We start from the raw sequence: 17,303 nt of genomic DNA on the forward strand, positions 1-17,303 counted from the left end.
GCTACTTCCTGGCGAAAACCCCGTAGTCGTCGGCGTTCTCGGCGGTCACCAGCTCGCAGTCGATGGACTGCTTCTCCTCCTTGCTCGCCTTACCGGTCTTGATGTATTGGTCGGCCTGCTCGACGGCGCTCTGCGCGCCGAGCGCGGCGGGCTGGAGCGCGGTCGCGTGCATCTGACCGGCCTTGACGGCGGCGATGGCGTCGGGGCTGCCGTCGAAGCCGACGACCGTCACCTTGCCGAGCAGCCCCGCGGCCTTGAGCGCGGCGACCGCGCCGAGCGCCATGGTGTCGTTGCCGGCGATGACGCCCTGGATGTCGCGGCTCTTCTGGATGATGGTCTCCATCTTGGTGAAGGCCTCCTGCTGGTCCCAGTTCGCGCTCTCCTTGGCCACCTGCTTGAGGTCCGGGTACTGGGAGATCACGTCGGCGAAGCCCTTGGAGCGGACGCTGGCGTTCGTGTCGGACTCCTTGCCGACCAGCTCGACGTAGTTGCCCTTGTTCTTCATCTTCTCCACGAACGACTGGGCGACCAGCTGCGCGCCCTGGGCGTTGTTGGAGACGATCTGGGCGGTCGCCACGCCGGTGGCGTTGATCTCGCGGTCGATCAGGAAGACGGGGATGCCGCCGGTGACGGCCTTGCGGACCGGGCCGATCGAGGCGTCCGCGCCGGCGTTGTCGAGGATGATCGCCTTCGCCTTGCGGGAGATGGCGGCGTCGATCAGCTCGCTCTGCTTGTTGGGGTCGTCGTCGTGGGAGGCCACGGACGTCTCGTAGCCGAGCGCCTCGGCCTTGGCCTTGGCGGCGTCGGCCTCGGCCTTGAAGAAGGGGTTGTCGTGGGAGGGGGTGATGATGGCGATGAGCCCGCCGGCCGTGGCGGCGCTGGTCGCGGACGGCTGGGGGGCGGCCTTCTGCTCAGCGCCGCCGCCACCGCACGCCGCCAGCAGGGAGCCGGTGGCGAGCAGCGACAGTACGACGAGCAGGCGACGGGCCGGTCTTGGGGCAGCGGACATGGACGACCTCCAGATGTGGGTGACATGGCATGGGTGTTCGGCGGCCACCGCCCCGAGCGGTGCCCCGTCGCCGCCAGGTTGGCCGGGCTAGGTGGGCGGGTCAGGTGGGCCGGGCGCTCGCGGCGACCGCCGATGCGGCGGCGCCCCTGCGCTTGAACCGCTGCTGGCCCTGGTCGAGCATCACCGCGAGGATGATCACGGCGCCCTTGATGAGGATCTGCCAGAACGTCGAGACGCCCAGGATCACCAGGCCGTCGGCGAGGAAGCCGATCACGAAGGCGCCGACGAGCGTCCCGCGCACGGTGCCCCGGCCGCCGCTCAGCGCCGCGCCGCCGATGACCACCGCGGCGATTGCGTTCAGCTCGTACGTCTCACCCGCCTGCGGGGCGGCCGAGGTGAGCTCCGAGGCGATGATCAGGCCCGCGATCGCGGCGCAGGCGCCGGAGACCACGTACACGATGGTCTTGACCCGGCGGATCGGCACGCCGGACAGGTCCGCGGCCCGCTCGTTGCCGCCCGTCGCGTACAGCCACCGGCCGAAGGGCGACTTGGCCAGCAGCAGCACGGCCGCCGCCGCGAGCACGATCATGATCCAGATCGAGGTGGGCAGCCCGAGCGGCCGCCCGCTGCCGAGCAGGTCGAAGCCGGTGTTGCCGAGGGCGGGGTTGCCGCCCAGGTTGGGATAGGTGGCACCGTTGGAGATGAGCATCGCCGCGCCGCGGGCCACGTACAGCATGCCGAGCGTGGCGATGAACGGCGCGACGTTGAACCGCGTGACCAGCGCGCCGTTGAGCAGCCCGACCCCCATGCCCACCGCGACGCACAGCACGATCACCACCCACACGGGCGGGTAGGCGATCACGCCACCGAGCGCGACGCCCCCCAGCAGCTCTCCGGCGACGACCCCGGACAGGCCCACGATGGAGCCCACCGACAGGTCGATGCCGCCCTTGAGGATGACCAGCAGCATGCCCAGGGCGATGACGCCGTTGATGGCGACGTGCTTGGTCATCGTGATCACGTTCGTGACGGTGAGGAAGGAGTCCGACAGCAGGCCGAAGACCACGATGAGAACGGCCAGCGCGATGAAGGCGCGCAGCTCGAAGGCGACGTTCAGCAGCGACAGCCGCCGGGCCCTGGCGGCCGCCTCGGGCGGCTGGGGCGGGTCCGGGGCCACACGGGCGGTGGTGGTTCCCTGGCTGCTCATACGGCGCCGCCGTCGGACACGCTCATCAGTTCCTCCCGGGTCAGCTCGCCGCGTCGGAACTCCCCTGCGACGGCGCCGCGGGCGAGCACCAGCAGCCGATCGGGGATGTGCAGGGCCTCTTCGGCGTCGGAGGTGGTGAACAGGACGGCGAGACCCTGCCGGGCCTGGGCGGCCATGAGCTCGAAGATGTCGGCCTTGGCGCCCACGTCGACGCCGCGCGAGGGCTCGTCGAGCAGCAGCACCCTGGGGCCGGTGAGCAGTGCCTTGCCGATCACCACCTTCTGCTGGTTGCCGCCGCTGAGCGAGCCGATGGCCGCCTTCGGGCCGCTGGCCTTGACGGTGATGTCGGCGATGGTCCGCTCGACCGCGCCGCGTTCGAGGTCCGCCGAGACGAACAGCCCGCGGACGAACGAGCGCAGGCCCGCCAGCGACAGGTTCTCCCCCACCGACATGGTCTGGACCAGGCCGTCGCGCTGCCGGTCCTCGGGGACCAGCACCACTCCCCTGCCGATGCGCTCGCGGATGCCGGTCCCGTCGAGCGCCTGGCCGGCCAGCTCCACCTGCCCGGACGCGGGCGCGATCCGGCCCGCGAGCGCTTCGAGCAGTTCGGTACGGCCCGAGCCCATCAGGCCGTACACGCCGACGATCTCGCCGGCGCGCACGGTCAGCGAGACGTCGTCGATCGCCAGCCGGTCGGGGTTCGCGGGGTCTGCGACCATGAGGTCGCGCACGGTCAGCAGGTCCTCGCCGAGCACCGGCTCGCGCCGCGGGAACAGGGCGTCCTGGTCACGGCCGACCATCCGCTCGACGATCCAGCGGATGTCCACCTCGGCGGCGTCGGCCGTGGCCACCAGGCGGCCGTCGCGCAGGACCACCACGTCGTCGGCGATGTCGAGCGCCTCGTCCAGGTGGTGGGAGATGTAGACGACGGCGACGCCGCTGCCCGTCAGCTCCCTGATCACCCGGAACAGCACCTCCACCTCGGGCGCGGTCAGCGCCGACGTGGGCTCGTCCATGATCAGCACGCGGGCGTCCTGGAGCAGGGCCCGCGCGATCTCGACGACCTGCTGCTGCCCGAGCCGCAGGTCGCCGACGAGCCCGTCGGGGTCGACGTCCTCCTCCAGGCGGCGCAGCACCGCCGTGGTGGCCTCGCGCTGGGTCCTCCTGTCGACCGCGCCGAGCCGGCCGCGTAACTCGCGGGCCAGGAACAGGTTGTCCTGGACGCTGAGGTTCGGGCAGAGGCTCAGCTCCTGGTGGATGATCGAGATGCCGTGGTCGGCGGCGTCGCGCGAGGAGACGAGCTCGACCGGGCGGCCGTCGAGCTCCACGCGGCCCATGGTGGGGTGCTCGATGCCCGCGAGGATCTTCATGAGCGTGGACTTGCCGGCGCCGTTCTCGCCGAACAGCGCGGTCACCCGCCCGGCGGCGACGCCGAAATCGACCCCCTTGAGGGCATGCGTCCCGCCGTACACCTTGGTGACGTCGCAGGCCCGCAGCACGTGGCCGGTCACGAGATCGCCACCGGGGTGATCGTCACGGTGGCGGGTGTGAGGAGGGTGAACGCGCCGGTGAAGGTGATCTTCTTGCCCTTCAGCCCGGCGGCGTCGAGGCCGGTCAGCAGCTTCTGCCGGAGCTGGTTGTTGAGCGCGGTCGCGGCGTCGGCGTACTCCACCTGGTTCACGAACTGGCCGAAGGTGATGTAACCGGCGGCGTCGCGCAGGGCCGTGCCGTTGATGGCCGGGCCGATCTGGATCGACACCCGGGTGCCGTCGGGCAGCCCGTCCACGGTCACCGGCAGCAGGCCCGACCTCGCCTCGCCGGCCACGCCCGTGCCCTTCACCGCGAAGTTGTAGGGGCTGGTGCCCTGGCGTTTGCCGTACTTGGCGCCGGCCGCGTCCTTGCCGGCGATGATCGCCGTCAGCAGGACGGGCAACTCGACGGCGCTCTTCTGGATGATGGGGACGACCTTGGCCTCGTAGTTCTCGGCGCCGAACGTGGCGGGGTCGAACGTCTTCGGCGCCGCCGCACTGGCCGACTCCGCGGAGCGGTACTCGGTGCTCAGCGCCATGGCCACCACGAGGGCGGCGACGGCCCCGGCCGCGATCCACCGCACCGGCCATCGGCGGCGCCCGGCTAACGATGTGCCCGTCATGTGCTGCTCCTCTCCCCGTGGGCCGACCTGTTCTCCTTGTGGGTCGGCCTGTCTCCGCCCGGTGGCGGGGTTGCCGGGGCCGGTCGCCGGGTTGCCGGGGCCGGTCGCCGGCCCGGCGGGCGCGCGCGGTCGACGGCCTCGTGCCAGGCGGCCAGGCGCGCGGCGCGGTCGCCCGGGTCGCCTTCCGGGCGGAACTCGTCCGCCGGTCGTTGCCGTCCCTCCAGCTCGTCGTACGTGCACAGCCCGGCCGACAGCGCGGCGGCGTCGGCGGCGCCCAGGCAGGACAGGTCGTGCTCACCGGACCGGACGACCACGCGCCCGGAGATCTCGGCCTGCGACCGCATCAACCGCGTGCTGCGGGTGAGACCGCCGTCGGCCAGGAGCACCCGTACCTGCCCGGTGGCCTGCTCGACGGCCGCCACCACGTCCTCCACCTGGAACGCGACGGACTCCAGCGCGGCGGCCACGAGCTGCCCGCGCCGGGTGCCCGCGGTCAGGCCGGTGAGCACCGCCGTCGCGTCGGGCTCCCACCAGGGCGCGCCCAGCCCGCCGAACGCGGGCACGAGATGCACGCCACCCGGTTCGTCGTCCCCGGCCTCGGCCAGCAGCCGCTCGGAGTCGACGCCGAACAGCTCGGCCAGCCAGCTGACCGCGCGCCCGGTCGCGCGGATGTTGCCCTCCACGGCGAGCACCCGGCCGCCGAGATCCCAGGCGATGCTCCGGCACAGCCCGGGAGCGTCACCACCGTCGCCGATGGCCATCACCGACGAGCCGGTGCCGTACGTGGCCTTCACCACGCCCGGCCGCCACCCCGCGTGCGCGAACATCGCCGCGTGCGAGTCGCCCAGCACGGCCAGCACCGGCACCCCGTCGGGCACCGGGTCCAGCCCGCGCACCGCCGGAAAGTCACCATCCGAGGCGACCACCCGGGGCAGCACCTGCCGCGGCACCCCGAACAGTTCCAGGAGCCGCTCGTCCCACTGCCCGGCCCGCACGTCGAGGAGCTGGGTGCGGGAGGCGTTCCCGGCCTCGATGACGTGGTCGCCGCCGAACCGGCTGAGCAGCCAGGAGTCGACCGTGCCCAGGCACAGCTCGCCCGCCAGGCTGCGGCGCCGGTCGGGGTCGTAGGCGTCCAGCAGCCAGCGGGCCTTCAGCGCCGAGAACATCGGGTCGAGCGGCATCCCGCTGACCGAGCGCACCAGGTCACCGGCGCCCGTGGCGGCCAGTTCCCGGCATTGGGCGACGGTCCGCTGGTCCTGCCAGCTGATCAGCGGGCCGGCGGGCCGGCCGGTGGAGCGTTCCCAGAGCACCAGCGACTCGCGCTGGTTGCTGATGCCCACCCCGGCGATCCTGCCCGCCGCCGACGGGTCGACGCACGCCCGTACCGCCAGCCGTACGCTCTCCCAGAGCTCCTCCGGCGACTGCTCCACCCAGCCGGGCCGGGGCTGCCGCTCGGCCAGCGGCGCGGTGCCGCGCGCGACCACCTGGCCGCCCGCGTCCACCAGCAGCGCCTTGGTGGAGCTGGTGCCCTGGTCGATGGCCAGGACGAGCGGGCCGCTAGCCATGGCCGAGCACGTCCTTCACCGCCGCGATGATCCCGTCGGCCGACAGCCGGAAGTGATCCAGCAGGAACGCCGTGTCCCCCGTGGGGGCGAACACGCGCGGCACGCCGAGGATCCGCATCGGGCACGGCTGATGGGTGACGACTGTCGCGGCCACGGCGGCGCCCAGGCCGCCGCTGGTGGTGGCCTCCTCGGCGGTGACGATCCCGCGGGTCTCCCTGGCCGCCGCGATGATGGCGTCCTCGTCGATCGGGTCGAGGAAGGGCGTGTTCAGTACGCGTACGGACACGCCCTCGTCCCGCAGCCGGTCCGCGGCCTCGAGCGCGCGCGAGGTGAGCGAGCCGATGGCGATCACCGTGACGTCGTTCCCCTCACGCAGCAGCACCGCCTGGCGCGGCGCGAAGGGCGCGTCGGGAGGCGTCACCTCCGGCACCTTGAAGCGGGGAACGCGCAGGTAGACAGGCCGCCGCGCGGACGCGGCCCAGCGGACGGCGGCGCGGGTCTGCACCGGGTCCGAGGGGACGATGACGTCGAGGTTGGCGACCGCGCGGAGCCAGGACAGGTCCTCGATCGAGTGGTGGGTGGGCCCGAGCTCGCCGTACGCCATGCCGGGGCTCTGACCGCACAGGACGACGTGCGCCTCGCTGTAGGCGACGTCGGCCTTGATCTGCTCCAGGGCGCGGCCGGTGAGAAACGGCGCCGCGGCGCAGACGTACGGGATCTTCCCGGCGTTGGCCAGCCCGGCCGCCACCCCGACGAGGTCCTGTTCGGCGATGCCGACGTTGATGAGTCGCTCGGGGAAGCGTTCGCGGAAGCCGACGAGGTTGCTGGAGCCGACGGAGTCGTTGCAGACGGCGACGATCCGCTCGTCCTGGCTGGCCAGGGAGATGAGCTCCTCGGCGAACGCCTGGCGGCAGTCGAACGTCGCCCGCTGGTCGGTCACGGTCATCCTGCCAGCTCCGCCAGCGCCGTCTCGACCTGCTCGGCGGTGGGCACCTTGTGATGCCACTCCACCCGGTCCTCCATGAACGACACGCCCTTTCCCTTGATCGTGTTGGCGATGACGGCGACCGGACGCCCGGTGGACGAGCCGCTCATGGCCTCCAGCAGGGCGAGGTGGTCGTGGCCGTCGATCTCGCGTACCTCCCAGCCGAAGCTGCGCCATTTGTCGGGCAGCGAGTCCAGGGCGTTGGTGTCCTCGGTCCTGGCCCCCTGCTGGAGGCGGTTGCGGTCTATGACGGCCGTCAGGGACGACAGCCCGTGGTGCGCGGCCGCCATCGCCGCTTCCCAGTTGCTGCCCTCCTGCAGCTCGCCGTCACCCAGCACCACGAACGTGCGCCAGGACGCGCTGTCCATCTTGGCGGCGAGCGCGCAGCCGGTGGCCACGGGGAGGCCGTGGCCCAGGGCGCCGGTGTTGGTCTCCACGCCGGGCACCTTGACCTTGTTGGGGTGCCCGTTGAGCGCTGAGAGCGGGGCCATGAAGGTGTCCAGCTCGGCGGTGTCGAAGAAGCCGCAGTGGGCCAGGGTGGAGTACAGGGCGGCGGCGCAGTGGCCCTTGCTCAGCACGAAACGGTCGCGTCCGGGCCAGCGGGGGTTTTCCGGGTCTACGGACATGACGCCGTAGAAGCAGGTCACCAGGATGTCGGTGACCGACAGGTCGCCGCCGATGTGGCCCATGCGGGCGCGGTCGATCATGCGGACGACGCTCCGGCGCACGTCGGTGGCCACCCGGGCGAGCTCCGCCTCACGGTCGGACGGGGCGGCCCGCCGGATCCGGGCGGTCAGCTCGCGGTAGCCGGCCGACCGCGCGGCATCTGGGGGAAGCAGGGCCATCACTGATCCGCCATGACGCTCAGCAGTGCCCGCTGGACGATGCGCTGGGCCGCCAGCGCGTCCTGTGCCCGCTGCGCGGCGGCCAGGGCCTCACGGTCGACGAGGCCGAGGGCGCGGTGAATGGCCTTCATCACGCGGATCCCCGCGCGGGCCGCCTCGACCGAGTCCTCACGGAACGGGAACTGGTCGAGCTGCCACACCCCGTCCCAGCCGGCCTCGCGCAAGGCGTAGAAGAACTCGAAGGTCTCGGTCAGGTGCACCGAGCCGACGACCATGTCGTCGTCCCAGCCCCGGTAGTTGTCGTTGACGTCGATCGCGAACAGCCGCCCGCGCGAGATCGCCAGCCGCGCCGCGTCGGCGGGCGACTCGCCGCCGTAGAGGGAGTGGCCGAAGTCGAGCAGGATACCGACGTTGGGCAGGCCGATCTCCTCGATCCCCAGCAACGTCTTGGCCACCGAGGAGAACACCATCGTGTTACGCGGCTCGCGCGGCTTGTACTCGATGGCGAAGCGCAGGTCGGGGAAGTTCGTCGCCAGCTCGCGCACGGCGTCCAGCGACAGGCGCCACAGCTCGGAGTGGTCGGCCTGGAACGGATAGTCCCAGCCGTCCTGCCCCGGCCACAGCTTCACGTAGTCGCAGCCCAGCCGCCTGGCCACCTCGGCGGCCTCGGACACCAACTCGATCGCCTGACGGCGTACTCCCTCGTCGGGGTTGGTGAACGCGCCACGGGAGAAGCGCCGGGTATAGATCTCGGGGGTCACCGCGATGGCCCGCAGCCCGTTGCTCTTGAGCGCCGCCTCCACCCGCTCCACGGGGAGGTCCACCGGATCGAACGGGTAGGTCAGGTCCACGACGGACAGCTCGCCCACCTGACCGGCCAGGTCGATGGCGCCGAGGGTGTCCACCGGCGGGCCGTAGCCGTCGGTCGCGTAGCGGTCGACGTACCGGCCGAAGTGCCAGATACCGGCACCGAACAAGGGCATTTGAATATCTATTCGCGACTGACTAGACATACGACAGACCGTACGATTACGCCAGCGCCATGTCAATGCAATCCGCGCGCAACCTGAGACTCGCCGGGCCCAAGGGGCTCCCGGCTCTACGGGCCGCCAGGCGTCAGGAACGCCTGGCTTCCTTGACCAGGCCGAGGTCGAGAAGGCTCTGAGCGGTCGCGGTGACGCTGTCCTCGCTGGAGCGCGGCCGCCAGTCCAGGACGGTCCGGGCCCTGGCGTTGTCGACGTGCCGGACGACGCCGAGATCACCGGCGATCCCGCGCAGCGCGGGCGCGAAGCGGGCGACGAAGCGGAGTAACCAGCTCGGCAGCCTGCGGGCCGGGACCTTGCGGGCGCCCTCGCCCAGCCGCTGCCGCAGGGTCAGGCAGACCTGGTGGAGGAAGACGGTGTCCCCGGCGGCGGCGATGAACCGCCGACCGGCGGCGCCGGGATCGGTCATCGCCCGCAGGTGCAGGTCGGCGGCGTCACGGACGTCGACCACCCCGAAGGACAGGTCCGGCGCTCCCGGCAGCCGCCCGTCCATCAGGCTCTTGATCAGGCCGACGGAGCCGGCCAGACGCGGGCCGAGTACGGGCCCGAAGATGCCGACCGGGTTGACCACGGCCAGCTCCAGCGCGCCGCCCTCCCGGTCCACGAAGTCCCAGGCGGCCCGTTCGGCCAGCACCTTGGACTTGACGTACGGGGTGACGCCCGGGCCGTTGGTGTCGGTCCAGTCCTCTTCGGTGAAGGCGTGGTCGGTGGCGGGGTGCCCGTAGCCGATCGCGACGAAGGAGGAGGTGACCACGACCCGCCGCACTCCGGCGTCCCGCGCCGCGCGCAATACCCGCAGCGTCCCCTCCACGGCGGGGGCGAGCACCTCGTTCTCGTCCTTCGGGGCGATGGAGGGCAGCGGCGAGGCGACGTGCAGCACATAGGCACAGCCTTCGACGGCCTCCGTCCAGTGCGCGTCCGACGTCAGATCCGCGACCACGAACGACAACGAGTCCCCTGCCACCACCCCGGCGACCTTCATGGCCTCGCGGACCTCCTGCTCTCTGGCGGCGGAACGCACGGTGGTCCGCACGCGGTAGCCCTCCTGGAGCAGCCGCGCGACGCAGAAGCCCGCCAGGAAGCCCGACCCCCCGGTCACCAGCACGGTGTCGCCGTTCATCGCATCCTCCCAGGTCAGTTGGGCCGCGCGCCGACTCGGCCGGGCCACGATCGACGAGGCGCTCGGACTGTGGCAGGCGGTCCGTACCTCGCCTCTCCCCTGCCGACAGACCTCGCAATCACGACAACTTTCCATTTCCATGCACTGACCGGATTACGGGTCCGGCGGCCGCGCATGTCAAATGTGCTGCTTTTTCCGGCTTAAGACACCATTTCACTGAATAACCAGTCTGCGCCAGGCCCACGTCAGCCAGAACAGCGACCATGATTTCGACAAGCGGCCTCGGAATGGCCGCCATATAAGAAATCCTAGAGAGACCCGCGACGAAAGGATGTCCCGCATTGAGAACGACAGCACGGCTACTCGCGATGACCGCACTGGCCGCAGGCATGGCGCTCTCCGCGGCACCCGCTGACGCCGCCACGGGAACGCTGATTCTTTCCTCCGGTCCGGCCGGACGAAGAATAGTGTTCAACAATCCAACGGCCGGCTGCCACAGCACCGCGTCGGCCTTCACCACGGTCACCAATCGTACGAACGTCTTCGTCACCGTCTACCAAGGAGCGCAATGCCAGGGAATGTCACTGGTCGTCGCACCGGGAACGAATCCCATGCCGGTGGGAGAACGCCTGAGCGTCTCTGTCCCCAGTTGAGGATCCGCCGTTCCAGCGACCGAAAAAAGGGAGAAAACATGCTCGATCGCATGGCAAGACGAGTAGTCACCGGTGCAGCCGGCCTCGCCCTGGCGTTGACTCCCGTGGCCCCCGCATTCGCGACGCAGAACAGCCCGGCGATCCGGGAGTCGGCGGGTCCCGCACAGGTGGCCAGCCATCAAGAATGGGGCGGCTGGTATTCCAGCGCGCAAAGCTGCGCCGAAGCCGGCCGGGACTACGTGCACGGGAACGGCGCGATCGGATTCACCTGCCGGCCGCTCGACGGCCGGTGGGCCCTCTGGGTCAGCTACGACCCCTCCCCCTGACGTGCGACGCGACAATCCAGGAGAGAACCATGCGGAAAATCAAGAAAGCCGCGACGACGCTCACCATCATGGCCGCCCTGGCAGCCGGCGGCCTGACCCTGGCCGCGCCCACATGGGCGGACAACACTCCGTCCGCCGTGAGCTCGAACGCCACACCAGGAGTCTGGTACATCTTCAATTTCTACCCGGATGAGGGAACCTGCGAGGCTCAGCGTAGATTTGGTGCCAGTCAAGGCTGGTGGACCTGGGACCATTCGGCCTGCGCGACCAACGGGCGGGACTGGGCGCTCTTCCTTTACTACGACGCGGCGCCCGGCCAACAGCGAGCGACTCTTCCGGGCCTTCCTGAGGGCTGGCAGCGAGCCTGATCACAGTCCCTCGCACGGCGCGCGGGACCGGGCGCGAAACAGAATCACCCGCCGCCCTGCGCCTGGCGGACCTCGCCGATCCGCCAGGCGCACGCGTCTTGCCGGGCGAGCCCTACAGACACTGTGCCTGGCGGGCACGCATGGCCGGCTCGCCGGCGGTGCCGAGCTCCGGCCCGCGCCCGATGCGATGGCAGGTCAAGCGCGGATGCGGGCGTGGGGGCGGAGGGTGGAGAGCCAGCGGCCGAGGAGGCCCACGAACGCCTGGGGGCGTTCCAGATGCAGGAAATGCCCGGTGCCGTCCCAGGTGACCATCTGTGACCCGGAAGGTGCGGGGATCGAGGACTCCCAGGCGGCCGGCTCGCTCAGTGAGCGGACGCAGAGCACCGGGCGGGTGCGCCTGGCCAGGTACCGGCGCGTCGCGGGGCGGGCGCCGAACGCGTCCGGGCCCAGGTACATGCCCGCGTAGCACTCGGCCAGCACGTGGCCGGGAGTGGCGAGCAGCTGGTCGCGTACCGCGGCGGGCAAGGAGCCGAGCTGGCGGACGGCGGCCCGCGCGCCGTCGGCCCGCAGGGCGGCCAGCCGTCTGGCGAACAGTCGCTCCTCGGCGGCGTCGGCCCCGTAGGCGGGATCGACGACCACCAGCGCCGAGACGTGTTCGGGGTGCTCCACGGCCATGGCGGTGACGACCTGGGCGCCCATCGAGTGCCCCACCGCCACCACCGGCCCGGCGCCGAGGCGGTCGAGCAGGGCGACGAGGTCGCCCGCCAGGTCAGTGGGCCGGTAGCCGTCCAGGGTCACGGGCGACTTCCCGTGCCCGCGCAGGTCGGCGGCGATCACGCGGTGGCCGGGCGGGAGCGCGTCGGCGATGGGATCCCACGTTTGGGCATGACCGCCCCAGCCGTGCACGAGCAGCAGGGTCTCGCCCTCACCGCGATCGGTGTGGCACAGCGTTACGGGGGCCATCAGTGTGAGCCCTGGCGGATCATGGGACGCCTCCTTGAAAGCGCTTTCCCGCCATACTACCGGTCGCCTGTCCAGGGAGCCCGACACGCAGCCCGACAATGAGCCCGGCACTGGGCCTTGCCGATCGCCGAGAACGGTACCCGGTCAACGTCATCAGGTGCGCAGAAGCGGAGCAGGGTCGCCAATGCTGCACTCTTATCTCCTGACATGCAGCAAAATGTGACCGACGCGCGTGTCCGTCCTATCGGGGTGAGGGTGAGGATCTTGGCAATCTCGGCGCCGGCGACTCCGGAGGCCGCTGGGACGTTGCGCTATCCGGCCGGATCCCTGGTGATCCTGACCGGCCTGCCCGGTGCGGGCAAGACCACACTGCTGCGCCGCCTGTACGCCCTGGACGGCACGGAGAGCCGCCCGGTCGTGGCGGGCTCGGTGGTGGTGATCGACTCGTCGCAGTCGCGGCGGCGGTGGAGCACGAGCCTGGGCTGGGCGCCCAAGCCGGTGCGTAGGGCGGTGGTGTTCACGACGCATGTGTGGCGCATCGGCCGGGCGTTGCGGGGCGGGTCCGCGGTGATCGCGCACAATCGCGGCTGCGGGTCGGCTGTGCTGCACGGGTTCGCCTGGCTGGCACGACGGTCGGCGGTCCCGTTCCACCTGCTGTTGCTGGACGCTCCTCCCGAGGACGCGCTGGCCGGCCAGCAGGCCAGAGGGCGGGTCGTGGCGAGGCGGACGTTCGCGCAGCACCATCGCCGCTGGGAGGCGCTGCTGGCGCGGGTCCGGGCCGGTCAGACCGGCCCGGCGACCGGCGCGCACGTCCTGGACCGGCCCGCCGCCGACCTCCTCGAAGGCATCCACTTCGACGTCCCCCTCCCGCGCTGACGAGATCCCACTGAACGGCCAACCACCGACGTCGATGCAAGGCGACGGAGTGGGCGGGGCGGGCCGCACGGCTGGAGGGGCATGGGCCGGACGCACATGTCCAACTCGGCGAAATCTGGTGCGTGCCACATATCAGGTCGTTCACCCGGAACGTACCGTCACGGGCAATCGCCAGGCGTGTGAACTCCGGAGTCGCCGATGTTTCCGCTCCCCAGCCGGACCGCTGGTACGCGGCGCCTACCCCCGATACACCGGGCCGCGGCCGAGGGTGAGCATCTGGCACGGCCAGGCCGACTACGTGGTCAACAAGGCCAACGGCGTCGAGCTCAGAGACCAGTTCACCGACGTACTCGGCCTGTCGCAGACCCCGGCCTCGACGACGAGCCTGCCAGGCGGGACCACGATGGAGACCTACGGCGGCGGCGAGGTGCGCTTCTACCGGATCGCCGGAATGGGCCACGGCACGCCGGTCGATCCTGGCGGTGCCGCGGAGCAGTGCGGCGCGGCGGGCGCCTACTTCCTCGACACCATCGGTTCGGCGTACTACGACACCCGCTTCTTCGGCCTCGACACCGGATCGCCGCCTACCCCGACCCCCACTCCCACCCCGTCGCCGCAGCTCTGCTTCACCGCGACATACGCGCACACCCAGGCGGGCCGCGCCTACCAGTCCGGCGGTTACGCCTACGCCAACGGCTCCGGCCAGGCGATGGGGCTGTGGAACACGTTCGTGACCACGACGCTGCGGCAAACAGGACAGAACTACTACGAGGTGGTCGGCTCGGCATGCTGACCGGGCCCCAGTACGCGAGCAAGGAAGCCGGACAGCGAGCTCTCATAGCGGGCGCGGTCGGTGTTCCACTCCTGCGTGTGCCCGGCGCCCGGGAACTCCACGTACTGGATGGCCCACCCCAGCCGGGCCCCCGCCGCGGCGAAGTCCCGTGACGTCTGGACGGGGACCTCGACATCGGCGTCACCCTGGAGCACCAGCGCCGGCGGCTTCACCCTCGGCGGATGATCGAGCAGGTCGATCCGGCTGACGTCGATCCCGGCCCGCCACCCGGCGACCAGGTCGGCGGCCCGGGCCATCACCGATGGCATGTGCATCAGGCCGACCTGGTAGTCACCTGTCCGGGGCGCGCTGAGCAGCGGGTTCTCCAGGACGACGGCGGCGACGACATCGGCCAGCCGCGAGTGGCCGAGGAACTGGCCGACGACGGCCCCGCCCATGGACTCCCCGAACAGCACCACCCGGCGGGCGCCCCTGCCCTGCGCGGTGCGGACCGCGGACTCCACGTCGCGCCACTCGGACGCGCCGAGGTGGATGAGCCCGTCGGGAGAAGCCGGGGCTCCGAGGTCGTTGCGGTAGGTGATGTCGAGCACCGGCAGCCCGAAGCGGTGCATCGCGGGGATGGCGTGCAGGGTCGCCTGACGCCGGCCGTTGCTGCCGTGCACCATGATGGCCCAGGTCGTGGCGGCGGGGTCGGCTGCGGGGATGTACCAGGCGGGGGCGTCGCCGAGTTCGGTGGACACGGCGATCTCGGTGAAGTCGAGGCCGAGGGAGGTCTTCGGGTCGCCCTGGTAGGTCGACGTCACGCTCACTGGCTGGCCGGTCGGCGGGGCGGTGCCGCTGAGCAGTTCGCGCTCCACGCGCCCCGGCGCCTGGCCGACGATGTCACCGAGCATGGCCGCCCCTCCGTCCCAGACCAGCCCCCACGCACCGGGACGGACGGTGGCGGCGGACGAGGCGAGGACGACGACCTTCCCGCCGCTGGTCGTCCGTACGCCGAGGACGCGTTCGGCGTGGTCACCGCCGGTCGGGTGGACGGAGTCGAGCATGACGCCGCTGCCGTACCAGCCGCCGCCGAGCGTCCCGCCCACCAGGACCACGGCCAGGACGACGACGACCACCAGCGCGATCCGCCGCCACCGAGGACTGCGGCGAACCATCTTGTCTACACCGTAAACGCTCACGTTTACACTGTATACAAAGATGAGGCGTGACGCCTGTTTCCGCCTTCGAAAATCAGCATGTTCGATGGCGAGCAGTACGCTCCGGCCGTACGGCTGGTCAGAAGGAGCCGCGCCACGCCGAGGGCGTGCGTCCGCGGGCGGTGGGCGGGATCCTCGTGCATGAGGCGCAGCGCCTCGCCGATCGCCGGGTCGGTCAGCGCCCGGTACCAAGCGGGCGGCGGCGCCTCCGGCCTGGTGCACCAGGCCCGCAACGCGATCACGAAGACCAGATCCAGGAGCCGGGCCAGAACCGCGTCCTGGCCCGGCTCGTCGCTGGCGGCCTCGGCGGAGAGCAGAAGGTGCCGTGATGCGGGGATCCGCGGCAGTCGAACGTCCTGTGTCCCATCGGGGACTTCAGCTCGCAGAGCGACCAATTGCTGATGAAACACCTGCTCGTCGAGGTGGTGTGGGACGTGGAGACGCCTGCCGTCAACCCCTCGGAAGGGTGACGGCGGATCCGCTTCGCTCCGGCACGGGGAACGCAGGGGCTCTGCCCCAAGGCCCGTTCGAGTCGCGGCAAAGGTTACGGAACAAGCACCGCACCCGTCCGGTAAGCGCTGAATGCAGTGAATTGACGGGCCGAAATCGGGGAAAGGTTGCGGCGCAGACTACGGTGAACCTCAACGCTTGAGGAGGGGCGGCATGGCGGAACTCTCGGACGCGCTCCCACAGCCGGTGCTGAGCCCGCTGACCAGAGCGGCGATCTTCATCGTCGCGACGATCGATCCGGGTGGCGAACCGGCGGTCCGGGACCTCCTCTCCAGCCTGGAGGGTCTGCAGCGGGCCATCGGCTTCCGGGCACCGGACGACACGCTGAGCTGCGTCGCCGCCATCGGCTCTCACGCCTGGGACCGACTGTTCGGCGGGCCTCGTCCCGTCGAGCTGCACCCCTTCCGCGAACTGGTCGGAAGCCAGCATCATGCCGTGTCCACATCCGGTGACCTGCTGTTTCACATCCGGGCCCAGCGCCTCGACCTCTGCTTCGCGCTGGCATCGGAGATCATGAACCGGCTCGACGGCGAGGTGACCGTCCGCGACGAGGTGCACGGGTTCAAATACTTCGACGTACGCGACCTGCTCGGCTTCGTCGACGGGACGGAGAACCCCGTCGGTCCTGATGCCCGCGCGGCGGTCCTGATCGGCGAGGAGGATCCCGAATTCGCCGGCGGGAGCTACGTCATCGTGCAGAAGTACCTGCATGACCTGCGAGCGTGGAACACCCTGCCCGTCGAGGCGCAGGAGAAGGTGATCGGCCGCAGGAAGCTGACCGACATCGAACTGAACGACGCCGACAAACCGGCCGACTCGCACGTCGCCATGACCACGATCGTCGACGCCGACGGCACCGAGCGCCAGATCCTGCGCGACAACATGCCGTTCGGCGCCGTGGGCCGCGGCGAGTTCGGCACGTACTTCATCGGCTACGCCCGTACCCCCACGGTCACCGAGCGGATGCTCGAGCGGATGTTCCTCGGCGCCCCGCCGGCCGGCCACGACCGGATCCTCGACTTCTCCACGGCTGTGACCGGCACGCTCTTCTTCGTCCCGAGCGCCGATTTCCTTCAGGACCTACCGGCTCCCCCGAACACCGGAACCACAACCGACGCGGACCCCTCTCCCCGCGGCTGACGCCTCAGACCACGAGGGCCGATCGCGGCGGGGTCAAGGGCTGAGCCAAGCGTCCAATCGCTGCAGTAGCTCGGGCTTGGGTACCAGTCCACCACGTCCGGCGCGATGGACCGCCTGGCAGGGGGCACGTCGGATCCGTACCTCGGTGACCGCCCCGGTCACGTCCGCCACCCAGACCGTGTCCAGTTCGGTGACCTGGACCACCCGACCAGGGTCGCCGCAGTCGGTGCCGTTGGCGAACGTCTCGGTGCCGCGCGCGTCGGTCACGACCTCGACGGTGGTGGCGGTGTTGAGCAGCGCGCGGAGCGGTTCGAGCCCGTCGCGCCGGGTGAGACCATGCCGCAGGACCAGGTGGGAGCCGGCTGCTCGGTAGCGGCAGGCGGTGAGCGCGGCCAGTGGACTGGGCAGGAACGGCGCGGAGTTCCCCCGGTTGCGGGCGATGCCGTCGGCGGGAGGGACTGTACGGTTTTCGGTGTAACTCCTGATCAAGGAGAACGCACCTGATGAGTACTGTGATCCAGGCATCGACGGAGATCGACCTGGAGGACA

At 70.9% G+C, this 17,303-nt stretch carries 19 protein-coding genes; 6 read left to right on the top strand and 13 right to left on the bottom strand.

Translation table 11 applies throughout. The annotated features are described in order from the left end of the window. Position 1: 1 nt before the first annotated feature. The 9 genes from AB0F17_RS03620 to AB0F17_RS03660 all read right to left on the bottom strand — a co-directional run bounded on the left by AB0F17_RS03620 (position 2) and on the right by AB0F17_RS03660 (position 9,926). Entirely contained in the window at positions 2–1,009 is a 1,008-nt protein-coding gene (locus AB0F17_RS03620) for a D-ribose ABC transporter substrate-binding protein (RefSeq protein ID WP_358015569.1), read from the bottom strand. A 100-nt stretch (positions 1,010–1,109) separates the two neighbouring features. Further along, positions 1,110–2,216 (bottom strand): ABC transporter permease, encoded by a 1,107-nt coding sequence (locus AB0F17_RS03625; RefSeq protein WP_358015572.1) that lies wholly within the window; start codon positions 2,214–2,216, stop codon positions 1,110–1,112. Next, positions 2,213–3,727 (bottom strand): sugar ABC transporter ATP-binding protein, encoded by a 1,515-nt coding sequence (locus AB0F17_RS03630; protein WP_358015575.1) that lies wholly within the window; start codon positions 3,725–3,727, stop codon positions 2,213–2,215. The genes AB0F17_RS03625 and AB0F17_RS03630 overlap by 4 nt, the downstream gene beginning before the upstream one ends. Further along, positions 3,724–4,368: a DUF2291 domain-containing protein gene (locus AB0F17_RS03635; RefSeq protein ID WP_358015578.1), complete on the bottom strand. Its 645-nt coding sequence runs from the start codon at positions 4,366–4,368 to the stop codon at positions 3,724–3,726. The genes AB0F17_RS03630 and AB0F17_RS03635 overlap by 4 nt, the downstream gene beginning before the upstream one ends. Continuing rightward, a complete protein-coding gene (locus tag AB0F17_RS03640) occupies positions 4,365–5,933 on the bottom strand; it encodes an FGGY family carbohydrate kinase (RefSeq protein WP_358015581.1) in 1,569 nt (522 codons plus the stop codon). The genes AB0F17_RS03635 and AB0F17_RS03640 overlap by 4 nt, the downstream gene beginning before the upstream one ends. Then, positions 5,926–6,879 carry a transketolase C-terminal domain-containing protein gene (locus AB0F17_RS03645; RefSeq protein WP_358015584.1) on the bottom strand — a complete coding sequence of 318 codons (954 nt, stop codon included), beginning with the start codon at positions 6,877–6,879 and terminating at the stop codon, positions 5,926–5,928. Before AB0F17_RS03645 ends, AB0F17_RS03640 begins: the two co-directional genes overlap by 8 nt. Continuing rightward, entirely contained in the window at positions 6,876–7,763 is an 888-nt protein-coding gene (locus tag AB0F17_RS03650; protein ID WP_358015587.1) for a transketolase, read from the bottom strand. The genes AB0F17_RS03645 and AB0F17_RS03650 overlap by 4 nt, the downstream gene beginning before the upstream one ends. Beyond that, on the bottom strand, positions 7,763–8,746 hold the full coding sequence (locus tag AB0F17_RS03655) for a TIM barrel protein (RefSeq protein ID WP_358015590.1): 984 nt from the start codon (positions 8,744–8,746) through the stop codon (positions 7,763–7,765). Before AB0F17_RS03655 ends, AB0F17_RS03650 begins: the two co-directional genes overlap by 1 nt. Before the next feature lie 133 nt (positions 8,747–8,879). After that, positions 8,880–9,926: an aldehyde reductase gene (locus AB0F17_RS03660; RefSeq protein WP_358015593.1), complete on the bottom strand. Its 1,047-nt coding sequence runs from the start codon at positions 9,924–9,926 to the stop codon at positions 8,880–8,882. A 368-nt stretch (positions 9,927–10,294) separates the two neighbouring features. On the opposite strand from AB0F17_RS03660, the gene AB0F17_RS03665 reads away from it, so the two are divergent. From AB0F17_RS03665 to AB0F17_RS03675, 3 genes are read left to right on the top strand one after another with little or no spacing between them, the layout of a single operon-like run. Next, positions 10,295–10,579 (top strand): peptidase inhibitor family I36 protein, encoded by a 285-nt coding sequence (locus tag AB0F17_RS03665; protein WP_358015596.1) that lies wholly within the window; start codon positions 10,295–10,297, stop codon positions 10,577–10,579. A 50-nt stretch (positions 10,580–10,629) separates the two neighbouring features. Beyond that, positions 10,630–10,905, top strand: a complete 276-nt coding sequence (locus AB0F17_RS03670) for a hypothetical protein (RefSeq protein ID WP_358015599.1) — start codon at positions 10,630–10,632, stop codon at positions 10,903–10,905. A 29-nt stretch (positions 10,906–10,934) separates the two neighbouring features. Further along, positions 10,935–11,273: a hypothetical protein gene (locus AB0F17_RS03675; protein ID WP_358015602.1), complete on the top strand. Its 339-nt coding sequence runs from the start codon at positions 10,935–10,937 to the stop codon at positions 11,271–11,273. A gap of 195 nt (positions 11,274–11,468) precedes the next feature. Here AB0F17_RS03675 and AB0F17_RS03680 read toward each other — a convergent pair whose 3' ends face one another. Continuing rightward, positions 11,469–12,236 (bottom strand): alpha/beta hydrolase, encoded by a 768-nt coding sequence (locus AB0F17_RS03680; RefSeq protein ID WP_358015605.1) that lies wholly within the window; start codon positions 12,234–12,236, stop codon positions 11,469–11,471. A gap of 264 nt (positions 12,237–12,500) precedes the next feature. On the opposite strand from AB0F17_RS03680, the gene AB0F17_RS03685 reads away from it, so the two are divergent. Together AB0F17_RS03685 and AB0F17_RS03690 are read left to right on the top strand one after the other, a co-directional pair. Continuing rightward, positions 12,501–13,112: an AAA family ATPase gene (locus AB0F17_RS03685; protein ID WP_358015608.1), complete on the top strand. Its 612-nt coding sequence runs from the start codon at positions 12,501–12,503 to the stop codon at positions 13,110–13,112. Positions 13,113–13,380: 268 nt separating this feature from the next. Continuing rightward, a complete protein-coding gene (locus AB0F17_RS03690; RefSeq protein ID WP_358015611.1) occupies positions 13,381–13,905 on the top strand; it encodes a hypothetical protein in 525 nt (174 codons plus the stop codon). On the opposite strand, the gene AB0F17_RS03695 is transcribed toward AB0F17_RS03690, so the two are convergent. After that, entirely contained in the window at positions 13,878–15,086 is a 1,209-nt protein-coding gene (locus tag AB0F17_RS03695; protein ID WP_358015614.1) for a prolyl oligopeptidase family serine peptidase, read from the bottom strand. The genes AB0F17_RS03690 and AB0F17_RS03695 overlap by 28 nt on opposite strands. Positions 15,087–15,088: 2 nt before the next feature. Next, entirely contained in the window at positions 15,089–15,499 is a 411-nt protein-coding gene (locus AB0F17_RS03700) for a cupin domain-containing protein (protein WP_358015616.1), read from the bottom strand. 268 nt (positions 15,500–15,767) lie between these two features. On the opposite strand from AB0F17_RS03700, the gene AB0F17_RS03705 reads away from it, so the two are divergent. Continuing rightward, complete coding sequence (locus AB0F17_RS03705) at positions 15,768–16,754, top strand: Dyp-type peroxidase (RefSeq protein ID WP_358015619.1); 987 nt, start codon at positions 15,768–15,770, stop codon at positions 16,752–16,754. A gap of 33 nt (positions 16,755–16,787) precedes the next feature. On the opposite strand, the gene AB0F17_RS03710 is transcribed toward AB0F17_RS03705, so the two are convergent. Further along, positions 16,788–17,243: a hypothetical protein gene (locus AB0F17_RS03710; protein ID WP_358015622.1), complete on the bottom strand. Its 456-nt coding sequence runs from the start codon at positions 17,241–17,243 to the stop codon at positions 16,788–16,790. Positions 17,244–17,303 lie beyond the last annotated feature (60 nt).

The organism is Nonomuraea sp. NPDC026600 (assembly GCF_040638335.1).
Lineage (GTDB): Bacteria > Actinomycetota > Actinomycetes > Streptosporangiales > Streptosporangiaceae > Nonomuraea.